This window comes from Nocardia sp. NBC_00508 (genome assembly GCF_036346875.1).
GTDB lineage: Bacteria > Actinomycetota > Actinomycetes > Mycobacteriales > Mycobacteriaceae > Nocardia.
On the sequence record NZ_CP107852.1, the window covers coordinates 7,481,868 to 7,498,144 of the forward strand.

Annotated in this window: 14 protein-coding genes; 8 read left to right on the forward strand and 6 right to left on the reverse strand. The window is 66.9% G+C overall.

Annotation, left to right across the window (positions count from 1 at the left end):
- Positions 1 to 194: 194 nt before the first annotated feature.
- Both OHA40_RS33580 and OHA40_RS33585 read left to right on the forward strand, forming a co-directional pair.
- Positions 195 to 1,586 carry an amino acid permease gene (locus tag OHA40_RS33580; protein ID WP_330230816.1) on the forward strand — a complete coding sequence of 464 codons (1,392 nt, stop codon included), beginning with the start codon at positions 195 to 197 and terminating at the stop codon, positions 1,584 to 1,586.
- Positions 1,587 to 1,868: 282 nt separating this feature from the next.
- Positions 1,869 to 2,936 carry a hypothetical protein gene (locus OHA40_RS33585; protein ID WP_330230817.1) on the forward strand — a complete coding sequence of 356 codons (1,068 nt, stop codon included), beginning with the start codon at positions 1,869 to 1,871 and terminating at the stop codon, positions 2,934 to 2,936.
- A 188-nt stretch (positions 2,937 to 3,124) separates the two neighbouring features.
- On the opposite strand, the gene OHA40_RS33590 is transcribed toward OHA40_RS33585, so the two are convergent.
- Positions 3,125 to 3,334: a hypothetical protein gene (locus OHA40_RS33590; protein ID WP_330230818.1), complete on the reverse strand. Its 210-nt coding sequence runs from the start codon at positions 3,332 to 3,334 to the stop codon at positions 3,125 to 3,127.
- 203 nt (positions 3,335 to 3,537) lie between these two features.
- Here OHA40_RS33590 and OHA40_RS33595 point away from each other — a divergent pair, with 203 nt between their 5' ends.
- The 4 genes from OHA40_RS33595 (at position 3,538) to OHA40_RS33610 (ending at position 8,446) form a co-directional block, all read left to right on the forward strand.
- Positions 3,538 to 4,728 (forward strand): NAD(P)/FAD-dependent oxidoreductase, encoded by a 1,191-nt coding sequence (locus OHA40_RS33595; RefSeq protein ID WP_330230819.1) that lies wholly within the window; start codon positions 3,538 to 3,540, stop codon positions 4,726 to 4,728.
- A 147-nt stretch (positions 4,729 to 4,875) separates the two neighbouring features.
- Positions 4,876 to 5,835, forward strand: a complete 960-nt coding sequence (locus OHA40_RS33600; protein WP_330230820.1) for an RNA polymerase sigma-70 factor — start codon at positions 4,876 to 4,878, stop codon at positions 5,833 to 5,835.
- Positions 5,836 to 5,870: 35 nt separating this feature from the next.
- Positions 5,871 to 6,929, forward strand: a complete 1,059-nt coding sequence (locus tag OHA40_RS33605; protein ID WP_330230821.1) for a hypothetical protein — start codon at positions 5,871 to 5,873, stop codon at positions 6,927 to 6,929.
- Between the two features lie 644 nt (positions 6,930 to 7,573).
- A complete protein-coding gene (locus OHA40_RS33610) occupies positions 7,574 to 8,446 on the forward strand; it encodes an SDR family oxidoreductase (RefSeq protein ID WP_330230822.1) in 873 nt (290 codons plus the stop codon).
- 654 nt (positions 8,447 to 9,100) lie between these two features.
- On the opposite strand, the gene OHA40_RS33615 is transcribed toward OHA40_RS33610, so the two are convergent.
- Entirely contained in the window at positions 9,101 to 9,961 is an 861-nt protein-coding gene (locus OHA40_RS33615; RefSeq protein ID WP_330230823.1) for an NmrA family NAD(P)-binding protein, read from the reverse strand.
- A gap of 89 nt (positions 9,962 to 10,050) precedes the next feature.
- On the opposite strand from OHA40_RS33615, the gene OHA40_RS33620 reads away from it, so the two are divergent.
- Positions 10,051 to 10,782 carry a TetR/AcrR family transcriptional regulator gene (locus OHA40_RS33620; RefSeq protein WP_330230824.1) on the forward strand — a complete coding sequence of 244 codons (732 nt, stop codon included), beginning with the start codon at positions 10,051 to 10,053 and terminating at the stop codon, positions 10,780 to 10,782.
- Positions 10,783 to 11,021: 239 nt separating this feature from the next.
- Here OHA40_RS33620 and OHA40_RS33625 read toward each other — a convergent pair whose 3' ends face one another.
- Complete coding sequence (locus OHA40_RS33625) at positions 11,022 to 11,957, reverse strand: sigma-70 family RNA polymerase sigma factor (RefSeq protein ID WP_330230825.1); 936 nt, start codon at positions 11,955 to 11,957, stop codon at positions 11,022 to 11,024.
- 10 nt (positions 11,958 to 11,967) lie between these two features.
- Positions 11,968 to 13,158 carry an NAD(P)/FAD-dependent oxidoreductase gene (locus OHA40_RS33630; protein ID WP_330230826.1) on the reverse strand — a complete coding sequence of 397 codons (1,191 nt, stop codon included), beginning with the start codon at positions 13,156 to 13,158 and terminating at the stop codon, positions 11,968 to 11,970.
- Between the two features lie 418 nt (positions 13,159 to 13,576).
- On the opposite strand from OHA40_RS33630, the gene OHA40_RS33635 reads away from it, so the two are divergent.
- Positions 13,577 to 14,041 (forward strand): NUDIX hydrolase, encoded by a 465-nt coding sequence (locus OHA40_RS33635; protein ID WP_330230827.1) that lies wholly within the window; start codon positions 13,577 to 13,579, stop codon positions 14,039 to 14,041.
- Here OHA40_RS33635 and OHA40_RS33640 read toward each other — a convergent pair.
- Entirely contained in the window at positions 14,038 to 15,510 is a 1,473-nt protein-coding gene (locus OHA40_RS33640; protein WP_330230828.1) for a B12-binding domain-containing radical SAM protein, read from the reverse strand. The genes OHA40_RS33635 and OHA40_RS33640 overlap by 4 nt on opposite strands.
- Positions 15,479 to 16,276 (reverse strand): hypothetical protein, encoded by a 798-nt coding sequence (locus OHA40_RS33645; RefSeq protein ID WP_330230829.1) that lies wholly within the window; start codon positions 16,274 to 16,276, stop codon positions 15,479 to 15,481. The genes OHA40_RS33640 and OHA40_RS33645 overlap by 32 nt, the downstream gene beginning before the upstream one ends.
- Between the last annotated feature and the right edge of the window lies 1 nt (position 16,277).

Sequence of the window (16,277 nt, forward strand, 5' to 3'; positions counted from 1 at the left end):
GCATCCGGACCGGGGCGCCCGCGTCGCCACAGCCACCCCTTCGCGACGTCGTCCAGCAGCTGACCCGCTGTGCACCCGATGCATGTCCGCATCGGCCGCAACACCCCAGTTATCTCTGCGCCGCTCCCGGCGGCGAGAATGGTCTAGCGTTCGGCTCACGAGCCGCTACAACTGCTCGTTCTCGTAAGGGAGTCATGACAACCGCACCAGCCCGGCGATGGCGCCGCCGCCTGCCCGACACGACTACCGAGGCAGGCGCGCCCACGCTCGCGCGCAGGCTCGGACGACTCGATCTCACCGCCATGGGCGTCGGCACCATCGTCGGCGCGGGGATCTTCGTCATCACGGGTGTGGCCGCGGCGGAGAAGGCCGGGCCCGCCATCATGCTGTCGTTCGCGCTGGCCGGGACGGTGTGTGTGCTGGTGGCACTCTGCTACAGCGAGCTCGCGGCCATGGTGCCGGTTTCCGGCAGTGCCTACACCTACACCTATGCGACGCTCGGCGAAGGACCGGCATTCCTGGTCGGCTGGAATCTGCTGCTCGAGTTCGTCATCGCGGGCGCCGCGGTAGCGATCGGCTGGTCCGCCACCACCGTGTCGGCGCTCGATTCGCTGTTCGGCGTCACCATCCCGCAGGCGCTCACCGCTGGACCCACCGAGGGCGGCGTGGTGAACCTGCCCGCCGTGCTGATCATCGCCGCCGTCGTCGCGGTGCTGTCGGGCGAGGTGACGTTCACCGCGCGCATCACCAAGGTGCTGGTGGGCGTGACCATCGGTGTGCTCGTGCTGGTGGTCGCCGTCGGCGCCCCGCACGTGGACGTGGGCAACTGGACGCCGTACGCGCCGTTCGGGATCGGCGGCGTCATCGGTGGCGCGGCGATCGCCTTCTTCGCTTTCCTCGGCTTCGACGTCGTCGCCGCCTCGGCCGAGGAAGCCCGTAACCCGCGCCGCGACGTGCCGTTCGCCATCATCGGCACGGTGCTCATCGCGACCCTGCTCTACTCCCTGGTCAGCGCGGTGCTCACCGGCATGACGCCGTTCGCGACGCTGAACAACAGCGCGCCGATCGCGACCGCGTTCGAGGCGGTGCGCATCGGATGGATCGGCGACGTCATCGTGATCGCTTCGATCATCGCGCTCAGCAAGGGCCTGCTGCTGATCGTGTACGCACAGGTGCGCCTGATGTTCGCGATGTGCCGCGACCGGCTGCTCCCCTACGGCCTCGCGGCAACCGGCAAGCGCGCGACCCCCGTGCGGCTGACGCTGCTGCTCGGCGCGGTCGGCGCCGTCATCGCCGGTCTGCTGCCGATCGACATCGTGGTCGAACTGGTGAACATCGGCGCACTGTCGGCGTTCGCGGTGGTGTGCGTCGGAGTGCTGGTGCTGCGCCGCGTCGAGCCGGATCGCGAACGCCCATTCCGCACCCCGCTCGTCCCGCTGGTGCCGATCCTCGCGCTGATCGGCTGCGTCCTGCTCGCGACCACCCTCGAAGGACTGACCTGGGTGCGGTTCGGTGTATGGGTGCTGGTCGGCATCGCGGTCTACCTCGGGTACGGACGCAAGCGCTCCACACTCGCGGGAGCCTAGCCGCGCTCGGCGAATTCACCTGCGAGCTCGGACGCGCCATCGCCGGGTGAACCTGACCTCGGTTGCCCAAAGTGGCCTGCTCATCCCGCGAGTGAGCGGGCTACTACGGACAGGCGAGCAGGTGGTTCCGGCGTTGCTCATGAAATGGATCCGCTTCCGCGCTGAACCGGATACCCGCGTGATCGCCAGGCACGGTCGGTGCATCGACCGACATTCGGGGTCAGAGATCGAGCGCGCTACTCAAAGATGGGAACCCGCCAGCAGTACGCGAGGATGTAAATCGTGCACGAGAATGACCGAACCGAGGCGTACATGGCCGAGGACCGCAAGAACATGACCGAACCGGCACGCGTCTTCCTGGACAGATGGCTGGCCAGCATGGGAAGTGCGCTGCCGCAGTGGCGCCGTTCCTACCTGCCCGCGGACTTTCCTTTCGACTTCACGCTCGATTCCCTGGACGCGCTGGAACCGATCGTGCTCGCGCGCTATCCGGACCAGGATGCCATCGACGTCGAGGACAATGCGGAGTTCACCACCGGCACGGTGCGATACATCGGTGAAGTCCTGTTGCGTGTCGCGCCGGCCCGATGGGGTTATCAGGATCGTGCAGGTGACGACCTCAACCCCTACAACCGCACCGCGGTCATCCGCTCCAACACCCCGGCGGAGTTCAGGGCAGGTGTGATCCCGGAATTCTATCTGCGTCAGCTGGTCCGAGATCGAGAACGGGGCACCCTGCAGAAATCCGCCACCCCGCTGCTGGCCGCCTGCCGGGAAGCCGGGCGCGCAGACCCACCCGCCACGCGCGACGCAGTCCCGGACTGGTGTGAATTCTTCACACTCGAGGAGTATCGCAGGTTCGCTGCAGAGGTGGACTCCGCCTTGGGTTCGTTCGGTGCCGACGGCCAGGACATCGACGGCGGCTCTGTCAGCTTGCCTGCGGGCGATCCGAATCCCGAGATGGAGTATTTCGACATCGAAGGACTGGCCCTCCAGTGCCGAGCAAGCGATATCGAAGACTGGTCGGTCCTCTGCTTCTCCGTGATCGACGATTACGTCACAGGACAGCCGCAACGGGACTGGCTCACCGGAGTCTCTTTCACCCGAGTCGAGGATCTGCTGGAACCGTGGCTCGCCGATGAGCCCGAGCTGTTGTTCGAACCCGGACCCGACGATCGGGAGCAACCCTTCTCGATCCGGCTCGAAGATGGCAGATACCTCCACTTTCTCGCCACGGTCCCGGAACTGGAGGGAATTCCAGAAATCACGACGTTCGTCCCCAACTCCGCAGTACGGGCATGGAACATACCTGTTGAGAAGCTCGTGCAGTGGGGGACTCAACACCTCTGAGCCGAGCCGGCACGCGCAGATTGCCGCGTCAGGCAACGTTTCTGGTCGCATTGGTCGGATAGGGCCGGCATGGTATCGGAGGAGTTGGCGGCGCTATGCGGCGCGTGCGAAGCGTTTGGGTTCGACCCCACAGCTGCGGAACTCATCCACCATTCCAGCAATGCCGTCTACGTTCTGCCTCGACAGAGTCAGGCCGATACGAAGAACAGACCGGCGCCATAGGCGTCGCGAGCGGAGACGAAGAAGCCCTCGTCCGTTTCCCGGAGGGCCACGCCGGAATTCTCGATGATGCTGCGCGCGACGGCGAGATCGTCGACCGCGATGGTCATGGCGGCCAAGTACGACGGCGCGGGTGCCGGCTCGCCCGGCAGGACGACGTCAGCCTGCGAGGCGCGCACGATCTTCGGGAGTTGAGGGCCAACTGCGCGTGTAGTCCGGCGCTGAGACGTGGCTGCGACCTTCCGACTCTAGGTCGAGTCCGGCTACTTGATGGCGTGATGAGCCGCGGACCGGGCCTGTGTAGTGATACGCGTCACATGATGTCAGGATGTTCGTCGATGCGGTGTCTTGTGCTCGAGCCTCTCGGAGCGAAGGAGACACGATGAGCAAGAACACCGATGTGGTCGTGATCGGCGGCGGATATGCCGGAGTGATGGCGGCCAATCGTTTGATGCAGCGCGACGACGTGACGGTGACCGTGATCAATCCGCGCCCGGTCTTTGTTCCGCGGCTGCGTCTGCACCAGCTGGTGGGCGGGACCCACGATGCGGTCGTCGACTACCAGGAAGTCCTGGCCGAGGGCATCCGGCTGGTCGTCGACAGTGTGACGCGGATCGACGCAGCCGGGCGCAGCGTGACGCTGGCCGAGGGCGGCACGGTCGGCTACGACTACCTCATCTACGCGGTGGGCAGCGGCAGCTTCGGCCTGTGGGTCCCGGGCGCGGCCGAGTTCGCCTATCCGATCGCGACCCTGGAGGCGGCGCAGCGGCTGCGGTCGGTGCTCTACGACACGCCCGTGAGGGCCGCGGTTACGGTCGTCGGGGCCGGTCCGACCGGCATCGAGACCGCCGCGGAACTGGCAGAGCAGGGTCGCGCCGTCACGTTGATCTGTGGAGGTGCCCTCGGTCCGTACCTGCACCCCCGGGCCCGACGCACAGCCCACAAGTACCTCGCCCAGCTGGGGGTCGGCGTGCTCGAAGGCCCCGATGCGTCGGTCACTGCGGTGACACGGGAGGCCGTGGAACTCGGTGACGGCCGCACGTTGGCGAGTCAGGTCACCATCTGGACCGCGGGCTTCGGTGTGCCCGATCTGGCCGACCGCAGCGGGCTGCGCACCGACGCCGCTGGGCGCCTGCTTACCGACGAAACCTTGACCAGCGTCGACGACGAGCGCATCGTCGCGGCGGGCGACTCGTCGGCACCATCTGACCTGCCGTTCCGGATGAGCGCCTACGCCGCGGGATGCCTGGGCGCCCATGCCGCCGACACCGTGCTGAACCGGATCGCAGGTAAACAGCCTGCACCGATCGACCTGTCGTTCCCCGCCATGTGCATCAGCTTCGGGCGTCGCACCGGGATCTTCCAGCTCGCCCACAAGGACGACACCGCGATGCGGCTCTACCTCAGCGGCCTCGCGGGCAAGAAGCTCAAGGAGCTCTCGTGCGCCTTCAGCGTCAAGCATCTGGTGACCGAAGCGCGCAAGCCCGGTTCGCACTCCTGGCCCAAGGACGGCAAGCACAGGCCGATGTTGCTGCAGGCCCAGCGCGGCGACACGGCGGCACCGGTCGCGTAGGACACCGGATTCACCGTCGTCGAGTCGGCAGCCGGTGATCTCGGCAGCACGATGTGCGACAGCGCCCGAATAGCGGACGCCGCCGCACATCGTGCGTCATCGGCGACCCGGCGCCGGACCCAACGGCTACCGACAGGAGAGGACTCCATGGACACAACGGGTGAACCCCGCGGCCGGCGGAAGGCCGACAACGAGGCAGCGGGCCTCGACAGCGGCAACGACGCCACCGACCCGGCGACCGAGGCTTTCGTCGCGCACCGCAACCTGCTGTTCACCGTCGCCTACGAGATGCTCGGATCGGCGGCCGACGCCGAGGACGTCTTGCAAGAAGCCTGGCTGCGATGGGTGAAGGTCGACGTGGGGCAGGTGAGCGATCAACGCGCCTACCTGGTCCGGATCACCACCCGGCAAGCGCTCAACCGGCTGCGCTCGATGAAACGCCGCAGAGAGTCATACGTGGGCTCGTGGCTGCCTGAGCCGCTGCTCACCACTCCGGATGTGGCCGCCGACGTCGAACTCTCCGAAAGCGTGTCGATGGCGCTGATGCTTGTCCTCGAGACACTGACCCCGACCGAACGCGCGGTGTTCGTGCTGCGCGAAGCATTCGGGATCGGCTACGACGAGATCGCGGCCGCGGTCGACAAAACCCCCGCCGCCGTGCATCAGATCGCCCACCGCGCCCGCCTCCACGTCGAAGCCCGCCGCCCGCGCCGCGCGGTCACCGCACGGCAGGCCGAGGCGGCGCTCGAAGCCTTCCGGCGTGCGCTCGAGACTCGGGACCTGCAGGGCCTGCTCGAGGTGCTCGCCCCTGACGTCGTGGCGATCAGCGACGGTGGTGGCATCAAGCAGGCCACACCACGGCCGATCATCGGGGCTGGCAAGGTTGCCCGTTTCATCGTCGGCGGCCTCACCAAGAACGACGTCCCGCTCACCGTCGAGCCGACCGTGGTCAACGGCAGCCCCGCACTGGCTCTGCACGTCGACGGGGAACTCGACGGCGTCATCGCGATGCGCGTCGAGGACACCCGCATCACCGGCCTCTACTACGTCCGCAACCCGCAGAAACTGACCCACATCGAATCCGAGACCCCTCTCACCCTGCGATGAACGCCGGTCACGGCCCAACTGTTCGAGGAGTAGACATGACCACGCGGGCACCGCTCGTCCCCGATGCGCTTCCGTCACGATGGCCGACGGTGGCCAGAGCAGTCGTCCTGCTCACGGCGATCATCGGCGTGCTGCTCGTCGCCTTCGCCTGGCCGTCGGTGCGGTCATCGGTGCACGATGTGCCGATCGCCGTCGCAGGGCCGGCTACGGCGGTCGCGCAGATCCGCACCGCACTGGAGCAGCGTCTGCCGGGCGGGTTCGAGATCACCGAAGTCGCCGACACCGCGGCCGCTGAACAACTCATCCGCGACCGGCAGGTGTACGGGGCGATCGACCTCAGCTCCGGCACCCCGCAGGTCATCGTCGCCTCCGCCGCCAGCACAGCGGTCGCCCAGACCCTGCAGACCATGGCGACCGGCCTCGGCCAGGCAGGGAAACCTGGCACACCGGTCGCTGTCCGCGACCTCGCTGCCCTGCCCGCCGACGACCCACGCGGCGCCGGCCTGGCCGCAGGCGCCCTGCCACTGGTCATGGGCGGTCTGCTGGCCGCAGTGCTACTGACCCGGCTCGTCCACGGCACTGTCCGCCGGATCACCGGGGCACTCGCCTTCGCCGCTGCCGGCGGCCTGACTGTGGCAGCGATCCTGCAATTCTGGCTCGGCTCACTGAGCGGGTCCTACCCAGCCAACGCCGGCGCCGTCGCCCTGATCATCGCGGCCACCTCCCTAACCGTCCTCGGGCTGGAATCCCTGCTCGGATATGCCGGAATCGGGATCGGCGCCGTGCTCATGATGCTCATCGGCAACCCCCTTTCGGGTACGGCGACTGCACCCGAGATGCTGCCCGGCTGGTCCGGCACGCTCGGCCAGCTACTGCCCCCCGGGGCTGGTGGCCAGTTGCTACGATCGACCGCCTTCTTCGACGGCCGCGGCGCCACCCACGCCGTCATCGTGCTGATCGCCTGGGGCGCGCTCGGTGCAATGCTCTGCGTGGCCGGAGGCCTGCGCACACGCCGGGCCGACAACGCCGCCGCAGGACTTCGCACCACCCGCACATCACCGGCCGACACCACGCCAGCGCGCCTCAGGAGCTGATCCACATCGAATCCAGAACCCTGACTGCGGGAGCCGGGGGTGAGTCTGCGACCCCACACCGAATCGGCCGTACCCCGCGTTCTCATCACGCACAGCCGCGCATGAAACCAACAGCGCCACAACCCTGTTCACGGTTCCGACGAACCCACGGCTAGCAGAACAGCCGTCGGCTCGTATCCAGTGCTTCGGCTTAGCGCCGGATTCCGCCCAGTTTGCCTTCTGATTGCAATTTCATCGGATGTGAGACTCAGATCGGTTCGCACGCAACAACTGTGGGGATGGAGTCCTGCTGTTCGGAGGCGCAGTCACGACGAGTGCGAGACGGCCGCAGCCTATTGCCCTGTCCCATCGAAGTTGAGGCACTTCATGGGCTCTGCCTGCGGTGCCTCATCTGCGTGGGACGGTAGGCGAGCTATCCGTCCTATTGATCATGAGGCAGATCATCGTGTCCTCTGCCCTCTGCGGCAAGCGGGTTCGACCTCGCAGTGAGGGATCTCGGGTGGCGAGCCAGTCCCTTTCGGCGAGTCAGGTTCGGTGGCATCCGATGGGTCACCGTCGCCGGATGTTGTGGGGGTGGCTGCGCAGTCTGAAATAACGAATTCTCGTGATGTGGCGCCATGGTCGTTACCGGAAGTATTCATGTCATGAGCAGCACAGAGATTCGCCCCTTCCGCCCGACCGTTCTCGTCACCGGCGCGACCGGCGCCGTCGGCCGCCACCTCGTCACCAGCCTCCTCACCCGCGGTGCCACAGTCCGCGCCCTGACCCGCAAACCAGAGGACGCGAACCTGGCCGCGGCGGTCGACGTCGTCGCGGGCGACCTCGCCGACGCCTCCACCCTCGGCCCGCAGGTGTTCGAGGGCGTCGATCGCGCCTTCATCTTCCCGGCACACGGCATCGACGTCTTTCTCGACGCGGCCGTCGCCGCCGGCGTGCACCGCTTCACGGTCCTGTCCTCGCTGGCCGCGGCGATGGAATTTCCCCGCGACCGCGGCTCGGCAAGCCAGCTGCACCACAGCGCAGTCGAAGCCGCCGTCACCGATCGCACCGACGCGTGGACGATCCTGCGCCCCGGCACCTTCGCCAACAACCTGCTCGAATGGCGGTGGCAGATCAGCTCGGGCACACCCATCCGCGCACCGTACCTGGCATCCGCGCAGGCACCGGTTCACGAATACGACGTCGCCGATGCCGCCGCCGAGACGCTGCTGTCCGACGACCACATCGGGCAGACCATCCCGATCACCGGCCCGCAGGCACTCACCCGCACCGAGCAGGTCGCCACGATCAGCGCCGCACTCGGACGACAGATCCCGCTGACCGAGATCACCCCTGACGAATTCCGCGCCGAGACAGCGCAATTCATCCCCCAGCCGATCATGAAGATGCTGCTCGACTACTGGAGCGACACCCTCACCACCCCCGACCAGGTACGTCCCGCCACCGCCGTGACCGGCAAGCCTGGACGCACCCTGGCCGAGTGGGCCACCGACCACCGTGCCGACTTCGGCGCCTGACCACTCCACCGACCGTGCGGCCCAGCAACCCAGCCGGCCGCACGGGGGTTCCGGTAGTAAAACAACGGATATGGCGATTCGCCCTGGTCGCAGGGGCATGCCCTGGACAACTATCCGCGGCTGTATCACCAACCCCCGAACGGTTGACGTTGCCGCGTACATGGCATGCGTTACAGATCCGGCCTGCGGAAACCTGCTGCGGCTGTCGATGTTCGGAGTCGTGTTCAGTGATGTTCGGAGTGCTCTTCAGCCGGGCTGATAGTTCGCTCAGACTGAAGGCGCAGGCTGATCGACACGGTCACAGACACGTTGGCCAACACCCGACCGTGCACGGCATCGGCGGTCACAGGCACCCGGCTGCATCTGAGGCACACCCGCGCACTTGGATGTGGTGGCCCGTCAAACGGAATGCGGAGTAAGTGAGCGTCTGAGAACTGTGTCAGGTGCGGGCGAGGCGGCGTTGGTTGTGCAGGTCATCTGTGGCACCACCTACGGACGAACGTGAACACCACCTGCCGGCCGGAGATGTTGGTACAGGACATTTGACGTCATCTGAACGAGATGGCGGTAGTTGCGAGCGGGGTTTGTGTGCCTGCTCCGAGTCCCGCGGCCTGTCGCGAGTCGGCCGTCGACATCCGACCGGCGGTCCCTGGATCAGACGCTGGACAATTCGCGCAGCATTGCGTCCACGGTGATGGGTTCGCGGCCGATCAGGTCGGCCAGGGTGGGGTCGACGGCGGCGAATTCCCCGGCGCGGCTGGCGGCAAACATGCCCAGCAGCTGGTCCGCTGCCTCTGCGGGGACTCCCCGGCCCACCAGTTGCTCCCGGAACTGGTCGCCGGGCACAGTGGCTCTGGCGATGGTGCGGCCCGTGACATCGGTGGCGATGTCGGCGATGTCGTCAAAGGTGAGCGCCTGAGATGCGGTGAGCGGCGGCGTGGGGCCGTCGAAGCGGCCTTCGTCAGCCAGGACGGCGGCGGCCGCCTCCGCGAGGTCGGCGTGGGTGGTCCAACTGACCGGCCCGTCTGCGGGGAGGACGACCTGGCCGGACTCGAGGCCATGGCCGAGGAACCGCACCGCGCTGGCGGCATAGAAACCATTGCGCAGCGAGGTGAACGGTACTCCGGCGGCGCGCAGCGCTTCCTCGGTAGCGGCATGGTCGCGGCAGGGCTGGAAATACGACGAGGCGCTCGCACCCATGTGGCTGGTGTAGAGGATGCGGCGGGCACCCGCTGCGACGGCCCCGTCGATCGCGGCACGGTGCTGCCGCACTGCCTCATCGCCCAGCTTGTCGACAGAAACGATGAGTACCTGGGAGGCGCCCTCGAAGGAGTGGGCGAGGCTGACGGCGTCGGTGAAGCTGCCTTGCCGCACCCGTACCCCCTGGTCGGCGAACGACTGCGCCTTCTGCGGGTCACGGACGCTGACGCCGATTCGGTCCGCCGACACGCGCGTCGACAGCCTTTCGACGATCTGACGGCCGAGCTGTCCGGTGGCTCCGGTAACGATGATCATGATGCGCTCCAGTCGCTGGTATCAATGGAATCAGTTGAAGCGTATCATTGATATTAACGATGGAATCATGTCAGCTGTATCATTGATACGTGCCATCACACCCACCCAGCAGGAACGGCGCTACCGACTCCGAAATCGCGGACATAGGCCGCGAGCAGCGGGTCATCGAGGCCGCCGCCGACCTGCTTGCGCGCGAGGGCCGCGACGCCGTCACCACTCGCGCGGTCGCGGTCGCGGCAGGTATGCAGCCACCCGCCATCTACCGGCTGTTCGGCGACAAGGACGGGTTGCTCGACGCGGTCGCCGAGCACGGCTTCGCCAAGTTTCTCGCTACCAAACACGTCGATCCCGACCCGCAGGACCTCCTCGCGGATCTGAGGGCCGGCTGGGACCTGGCCGTCGAGTTCGGTCTGGCCAATCCCGCGCTGTACACCCTGATGTACAGCGAGCCCACGAGGGCTGCGTCGCCTGCTTTCAAGGCTGGTATGGAGATCCTGATGGGCCGTCTACGTCGCCTCGCTGCGGGCGGCTGGCTCCATGTCGATGAGGAACTCGCGGCCATGATCATCCATGCCACGGCGCGCGGCGCGGTGCTCACCTGGCTGTCCCTGCCGCAGGAGCGGCGCAACCCGGCCCTGTTGACCACTCTTCGGGAGTCCATGGTCGCCGCAGTAACCAACCAGGAGCCGGCGGTGCGCGACGCGGGACCGGCCGGCGCTGCCCGCGCCTTGCGCGCTGCGCTGCCCGAACAAACCAGCCTCAGCAGCGCGGAGCAGCATCTACTGAAGGAGTGGCTGGACCGGCTCGCCACCGAAGGATGAGGCCCGCCCACACCTCACGCGGCGCCCGCCACGACCTCTTGCCGGTTCAGCCTCCTGCGTCGGCGGAATCTACGAAACCCACACCCCGGCAAGGACGATCCGACAACGCCCAGATTGTCGGGAAGCACAACCTGCGGCACGACCACACACCTGCAACCGACACCGCCGACCCGCCGGCGGCGTCACTTGTCCCACTCGGGCAGGCACGACACCGTGCCCGAATACGAGCGCGACAGCGGTTACCACGATTCGATCAGCGGCACATCATGCTCCTGCCGCTGCCATTCCTCGGTGAGGCGACCGAGTCGGTCCGGGGCGGCGATGCTGCGCACGCCTGTGATCTTGTCGTCTCGGATCTCCAGGATCACGACGCCCACGACCCGGTCGTCGAGCGTGACGAGCATGGCCGGGCAGCCGTTGATCACGACGGCATGGATCGAGGGCGAGCCACCGGCGAATCTCCGCTTGGCCGGAGACGGTTTGAAGCCGGCCCGCGCCGCGCTGGCGATCCGCTCCGGGGTCGAGTACCGGATCAGCTTCTCGGCCAGCCCCGCGCCGTCGGAGATGCCCGTCGCGTCGTCGGTCAGCAGCGCAACCAGCCGTTCGGTCCGGCCCGAGGAGGCGGCATCGACGAACGCCTCGACGATTCGACGCGCGGAGGCATGGTCGATGTCAGTGCCGTTGCCAGCGGCGGCGATTCGACGCCGGGCTCGGTGGGTGTGTTGCTGACTCCCGGACTCGGTGATGCCGAGAATCTCGGCTATCTCGGCGTGGCTGTACGCAAAGGCCTCGCGCAGCACGTAAGCGGCCCGTTCGACCGGCGAAAGACGCTCCATGAGCGTCAGCACCGCCAGAGTCACCGATTCGCGCTGCTCGACTGTGTCGGCCGGACCCAGCATCGGGTCGCCGTCGAGGAGCGGTTCGGGCATCCAGGCGCCGACCGCGCGTTCGCGCCGCACCTTCGCCGAACGGAGCCGGTCGAGCGCGAGGTTGGTGACGATCTTGGTCAGCCATGCCTCGGGAACCTCGACGTACTCCCGGTCGGCGGCCTGCCACCGCAGGAACGCGTCCTGCACCGTGTCCTCGGCGTCGGCGGCCGAGCCGAGCAGACGATAGGCAAGCGAGGCCAGCCGATTCCGGCTGGCCTCGAAACGCGCCACGGTGGCGGTGTCCATGAGCACGACTCTATCCGGCGACCATGTCGGGCGAGTGCTCTCGGGTGGTGGCCAAGCGGTACTGGTGACTCGGCATTCCGAAGGTTGGATGGCTCAGTGCCCAGGCGGCAGTGTCGAGGATTGCCGACTTGACGCGCGCTGCCTTCCGGCCACGTAGAGCCCACGACTTCGATCGCGCCTCACCGTCGACCGGCTGGTAGATCGCGTCCTTCCGGCCGAGGCTGATGTGGTTGCCGACATACGACATCGAGGCCGTCGAGATCTTGCGCCCGGTCCGGTCTCCGATGATCGCGGCCGTCGCCTGCTTGCTGGTGGGTCCCGCGGAAGCGCAGGACATCGGCAACGGCCGACCGTTCTCGCCGATGACGAAGGCGCTGTCACCGGCTACGTAGATATCCGGGTGCGAGACCGACCGCATCTGACGGTCGACCGTGATCTGGCCGTTGGGTACCACCTCGAGGCCGCTGGCGGCGGCAATCGGGTGGACGGCGAAGCCGGCGGCCCACACGGTCGCGTCCGAGGCGAAAGCGGTTCCGTCGGCGGCGACCGCCGCCGCCTGCTCGACGCGCTCGATGGTGGTGTGCTCGTGGACCGTGATACCGAACCGGTCGAAGGCACGCAGCAGGTGACGGCGGGCCTTCGTGCCCAGCCAGCCGCCCAGTTCGCCGCTGGTGGCGAGGCTGACCCGAAGTCCTGGACGGGATTCGGCGATCTCGGTGGCGGCCTCGATCGCGGTCAGGTTGCCGCCGACTACCAGCACCTTCCCGTCCTCGCCCAGCTCGTCCAGGCGTGCGCGCAGGCGCAGCGCGGACGGCCGCGCGGCCACGTGGAAGGCGTGCTCGTCGACGCCAGGAACGCCGTGGTCGGCAGCGGTGCTGCCGAGCGCGTAGAGGAGGGTGTCGTATTCGAGCCGGTCGATGCCCTCGCCGTCGGCGACTGTGACAGTCCGGTGCTCGGCGTCGACGTTGGTCACCCGCGCCACTCGTAGCCGGATGCCGGTGCCCGCGAACACCTCCGCCAGCGGCCGGTGGCGGAGATCCTGCCCGGCGGCGAGCTGATGCAGGCGCAGCCGCTCGACGAAATCGGGTTCGGCGTTGACGACGGTGATCTCGAAGTCGTCGGAGTGGAGTTGGCGGGCCAGGTACCCGGCGGAGAAGGCTCCGGCGTATCCGGCCCCGAGGACGACGATACGGTGCTGCATGGTTCGCTCCTGTCTGGTTCGCGTGCTCCCTGAACGAGACAGCCCCCGAATTCCTGACAGCATCAGCCAGTGACGTGGATCACCCCCGAGGCTCGCTCAGCGGACGAACTCCATTCCGAACCATCGGCATCGCGGTCTACCTCGGGTACGGGCGCAAACGCTCCACACTCGCGGGAGCCTAGCCGCGCTCGGCGAATTCACCTGCGAGCTCGGATGCGCCATCGCCGGGTCAACCTGAACTCGCTTGCCCAAAGCGTCCTGCACATCCTGATTCGGCACCGAGCACGCCGGTCCGGGTCGTGTAAATGGCCGCGGTGATCGAGAGTACGGGCGGGTCGAAGCCCCACGCGGGTCCCGTGGTGACAAGATCGCCGGTGCCGTATCGTCTCGGCCGACCGTGGACCACGAGGAGATGCCGATGGCCGATCGTCACCTGGTAGACGTTCATATCCTGCTCGTGCGCGAGGACGAACTGCTGCTGACCCAGCGCCGAGGAGATATGTTTGCAGGCCGGTGGCATCTACCATCGGGCAAACTCGACGCGGGGGAGCCGATCACCGCCGCGGCCGTCCGCGAAGCCCACGAGGAAGTCGGCGTGCTCATCGACCCGGCCGACCTCCGATTCGTCCACGCGGTACACGCCACCGGTTCCGGTCCGGAGCCCCGGCTGGGGATGTTCCTCCAGGCACGCCGGTGGGTCGGGGAGCCGGTGAACCGGGAACCGGAGAAGTGCGCGGCTGTGCGGTGGTTCCCTATAGACCAGCTACCCGATGACTTGATCGAGTACCCCGCCGTCGGGATCCGCGCGTTCCTCGACGGCGGAGCGCAGTTCAGCGAGCACGGCTGGAATACACCGGCTGTGGTCGCGGGCGTCAGCAGCTAACCGGTGCTGGTGCGCTCATGCTGGGCGTGCGCCAGGTCGACCAGCTTGGCACGAATGTAGCTGGTCGGCGCTTCGGCGAGCTGGAGGTTGACCGAGAAGTTGAATTCGTCGCGGGCCAGCATCGACTCATCGACACCACCATCGGTCAAATCCACCGGCGAGTAGTTCAGTAGCTGTTCCGGCTGGTAGCGGCCGGATGCCATCAGTCGATGCCATTCGGGTGTTCCGGGGTAGGGGCGGAACTCGAACACCGAAGCGCGGAATTGGCCGGGTAGCTGATCGGTGGCCTCCCACAATCGGTGGATCAGTTGCTCGGTGGCGTCGATCTCTCCGCTGGTCTCGCCTGGGAACCCGAGGATGAAGTAGCCCTTCACGCCGATGCCGCGTTCGGCCAGGCGAGTCACCACGCTGACCGCCATCTCCGGGGTGATGCGCTTGTCGATGTACTCGAGCATGCGGGCGCTGCCGGACTCGATACCGAGCGCGACTTCACGTAGCCCGTTGGCCGCCAACGTCTCCAGTGTTGCATCGGCGGCTCGGTGCAGCACGTTGATGCGACCGGTCGCATCCCAGCACGCCCAGTCGCCGGCCCGTTCAGTGGTGAACGCGCCCATCATCGTGTCGATCACACGGCGTGCTCCCAGGAAGAGGTCATCGACGAACCGAAACGCCGTCACTCCGTGCTCTTCCCGTAACCGCACCATTTCGTCGATGATGTTGTGCGGGTCGCGAGTTCGGATGGTGACGTCCGGGTTGGCGCTGACCGCGGCTCCGCAGAAGGAACAGTTGTATGGGCATCCCCGCGCGCCGACCATGTTCGCCTCCCACCGGTCCCGTTCGTAGTGGGGGTCCTGGCACAGGTAAGTTCGGTCGACGAACGGCAACGTGTTGATGTCGGGTGCAAGATAGTGGGACGTGCCCGGTTTTCCCCCGGTGACCGGTGTCCGCATGATCCGGTCCAGCCACATCACGCCCGGTAAGCGGGCTCGGTTGCTGTGATCGTCGAGGAGTTCGGATACCCGAGTCTCTGCTTCGCCGAGAACCAGCGCGGCGCAGCGTGTCATGCGTGGATCGGTGAGGATTTCCCTCGGCATCGCTTTCGCCTGGTGCCCACCAAGCATGACCTTGATGCCCGGGTCGAGACCAGCGGCGATGCGGGCACTGATCTCATAGGTGGGTGCGAGCAGGTTGAATCCGGCCCACCGCGGCCGGGTGACATTGATGATGTCGATCGTCTGGTCGATACCCAATCCGTGAGCTTCGGCGTCGAGGACACCGACATTGAATCCTTGCTGTGCGGCGTAGGTGGCAATGTAGGCCATGCCCAGCACGGGAAGTGTGAAGTCGTTGACCCTGGGACGCAAACTGTAGTCGCGCAGCGGTGCGTTGACGAACAGGGCATCCAGCGGGTGGCTCGTGGCGGCTCCGGCGATCAGGTCACGACGGGGCCGTTCTGGTGAGGTCGGCATTGTTTATCCCCCATGCGAGAGTGAGTAATGTCCACGCGGACAATTGTTTTCCCGCCAGCTCCCGCCATTGTGCCGCGAACCCAGGCTCGTCGTCATGCCACATTCGCTTGGGTGAGAGCCGCCTTGCCCAGGTGCGGACAGCGAGATCGGCGTACGGATACACGGAGAAGTCATTGGTGAAGTCGGCGACCGCAGCACCAGCGGTCCACGGCCCGATCCGTGGTACCGCCTGTAAGGCGGCAATCAGTGCGAGGCGGTCAGGGGTAGAACGCGCCATTGCGGTCCAGGCGTCGCCGTATTCGAGGTAGGCCCGAGCCGCGGCCTGGAGCGCGGACCGTTTGAACGCGACGCCAAGTTCGGAGAACGCCTGGTCGGACAGTTCGAGGATCTTCTGCGGTTCCGGGAACAGCCATGCTGTGGTGTCACCATGGCTGACCGGCTGCCCGTGTGTGCGGCTGAATAGCGCGTACAGCTTGCGAGCCTGGCCGGCCCGGATCACCTGCCGCATGATCGCGGTAGCCAAGGCATCCCAGAAGTTCGGATTAGCCAGCCGTGCAACCGGGCCAGTAGCTTTCAACGCTATCAACATGTCATCGGCACCGGCCAGCGCGGCCGGATCGAACTGCTCGAACCTCAACCACCCCTCGTCACCGCCGCTGGCGGTGACGAGCGTGGCACGGTGACCGTCTGTGACCGCGCGGTGGGCCACGCCGTCGGTGGCCTGAACCCAGCCCGGGTGGTCGAGCATCATCCGGCCGACGATCATT

Excerpts from the sequence above, each read along its gene's own strand:
- OHA40_RS33580 (WP_330230816.1), top strand. The coding sequence starts at position 195 with ATGACAACCGCACCAGCCCGGCGATGGCGCCGCCGCCTGCCCGACACG.
- OHA40_RS33595 (WP_330230819.1), top strand. The coding sequence starts at position 3,538 with ATGAGCAAGAACACCGATGTGGTCGTGATCGGCGGCGGATATGCCGGA.
- OHA40_RS33600 (WP_330230820.1), top strand. The coding sequence starts at position 4,876 with ATGGACACAACGGGTGAACCCCGCGGCCGGCGGAAGGCCGACAACGAG.
- OHA40_RS33605 (WP_330230821.1), top strand. The coding sequence starts at position 5,871 with ATGACCACGCGGGCACCGCTCGTCCCCGATGCGCTTCCGTCACGATGG.
- OHA40_RS33610 (WP_330230822.1), top strand. The coding sequence starts at position 7,574 with ATGAGCAGCACAGAGATTCGCCCCTTCCGCCCGACCGTTCTCGTCACC.
- OHA40_RS33615 (WP_330230823.1), bottom strand. The coding sequence starts at position 9,961 with ATGATCATCGTTACCGGAGCCACCGGACAGCTCGGCCGTCAGATCGTC.
- OHA40_RS33625 (WP_330230825.1), bottom strand. The coding sequence starts at position 11,957 with ATGGACACCGCCACCGTGGCGCGTTTCGAGGCCAGCCGGAATCGGCTG.
- OHA40_RS33630 (WP_330230826.1), bottom strand. The coding sequence starts at position 13,158 with ATGCAGCACCGTATCGTCGTCCTCGGGGCCGGATACGCCGGAGCCTTC.
- OHA40_RS33635 (WP_330230827.1), top strand. The coding sequence starts at position 13,577 with ATGGCCGATCGTCACCTGGTAGACGTTCATATCCTGCTCGTGCGCGAG.
- OHA40_RS33640 (WP_330230828.1), bottom strand. The coding sequence starts at position 15,510 with ATGCCGACCTCACCAGAACGGCCCCGTCGTGACCTGATCGCCGGAGCC.
- OHA40_RS33645 (WP_330230829.1), bottom strand. The coding sequence starts at position 16,276 with ATGATCGTCGGCCGGATGATGCTCGACCACCCGGGCTGGGTTCAGGCC.